The organism is uncultured Campylobacter sp., from assembly GCF_937890585.1.
In the GTDB taxonomy this organism is placed as follows: domain Bacteria; phylum Campylobacterota; class Campylobacteria; order Campylobacterales; family Campylobacteraceae; genus Campylobacter_A.
Window position 1 is genome coordinate 1 of sequence record NZ_CALACG010000126.1, and the last position, 1,069, is coordinate 1,069.

General features: G+C 44.1%; 1 protein-coding gene and 3 pseudogenes. 3 read left to right on the forward strand and 1 reads right to left on the reverse strand.

Annotation, left to right across the window (positions count from 1 at the left end):
* Positions 1-415: pseudogene (locus Q0296_RS03680) on the forward strand (hypothetical protein); the annotation flags it as partial.
* Positions 416-434: 19 nt separating this feature from the next.
* Positions 435-971: a 50S ribosomal protein L6 gene (rplF, locus tag Q0296_RS03685; protein ID WP_009494834.1), complete on the forward strand. Its 537-nt coding sequence runs from the start codon at positions 435-437 to the stop codon at positions 969-971.
* On the opposite strand, the pseudogene Q0296_RS11540 reads toward rplF, so the two are convergent.
* Positions 948-1,013: pseudogene (locus Q0296_RS11540) on the reverse strand (hypothetical protein); the annotation flags it as partial. The gene rplF and the pseudogene Q0296_RS11540 sit on opposite strands and share 24 nt — an antisense overlap.
* Here Q0296_RS11540 and rplR point away from each other — a divergent pair.
* Positions 982-1,069: pseudogene (rplR, locus tag Q0296_RS03690) on the forward strand (50S ribosomal protein L18); the annotation flags it as partial. The pseudogenes Q0296_RS11540 and rplR sit on opposite strands and share 32 nt — an antisense overlap.

Sequence of the window (1,069 nt, forward strand, 5' to 3'; positions counted from 1 at the left end):
CATGAACACCGAGTTTCGCCTCGAGTGCTTTTCGGCTAGCTACTTAAAAATCACGAATCTAATCCCGATTTTCGCTTGTTTGCCGCTTTATTTCGCGCGGGCGATGAGCTTTGGCGATATGATGCGGGCACGCTCGGCGTTTTATAGCGTGCAGGACGGCTTTGCGTGGTTTATGGACTACTATAAGCAGATCATGGAGTGGGCCGCGAGCGTGGAGCGCGTGTATAAATTTGTCGAGATCGCGCAGGCAGCGGACTCCAAGGTCAAATTTGGCGCTAAATTTTGGAAAATAACTCTGAAAAATAAGTCAAATTTGACAAGAAAATTAAAGTGTTTGAAGCGGTTTTTATCGCTTCGATTCATTTCTATTTTTATGGTATTGCGGTATCCATTCGTAAAAGTAGACATACCCTAGACAAGTAAAAAGGAAAAAAATGTCACGTATAGGAAAACAGCCGATAGCTATTCCAAGCGGAGTAGAGGTCAGCGTAGAAGGCAACGTCCTTAAATTTAAAAAAGGCGCTCATTTAAAAGAGCTTGACACAAAAGGGCACGTAGACGTTAAAGTCGAGGATGCTCACATAGTATTTTCTCCAAAGAGCGACGAGAGACAAGATAGAGCCTACTGGGGCACTTATAGAGCGCTTGCAAACAATATCGTCATCGGCATTACAAAAGGCTTTACTCGCCAGCTTGAGATCAACGGCGTTGGTTACAAAGCCGCTGCTAAAGGCCAAGTGCTTGAGCTTACTTTAGGATTTTCTCACCCGATAAATCACGAAGTGCCAAAAGGCGTTGAAATCAGCGTAGAGAAAAACATCATAACTATCAAAGGCGACGATAAGCAAGTTGTTGGCCAGATCGCGGCGCAAGTCAGAGCGTACAGACCGCCTGAACCGTATAAGGGCAAAGGCGTTAAATACGTAGAAGAGCGCATCATCCGCAAAGCCGGTAAGACATCTAAGAAGTAAGGGATAGATAATGACAGCAAATGTATTAAAAAGAAAACTCACTCTTAGAATCAAGAGAAAAAGAAGAATCAGAGCCAAAATTTCCGGCACTGCGGTAT

Bases quoted from the DNA above. Each gene is read 5' to 3' on its own strand.
- rplF (WP_009494834.1), top strand. From the start codon at position 435: ATGTCACGTATAGGAAAACAGCCGATAGCTATTCCAAGCGGAGTAGAG.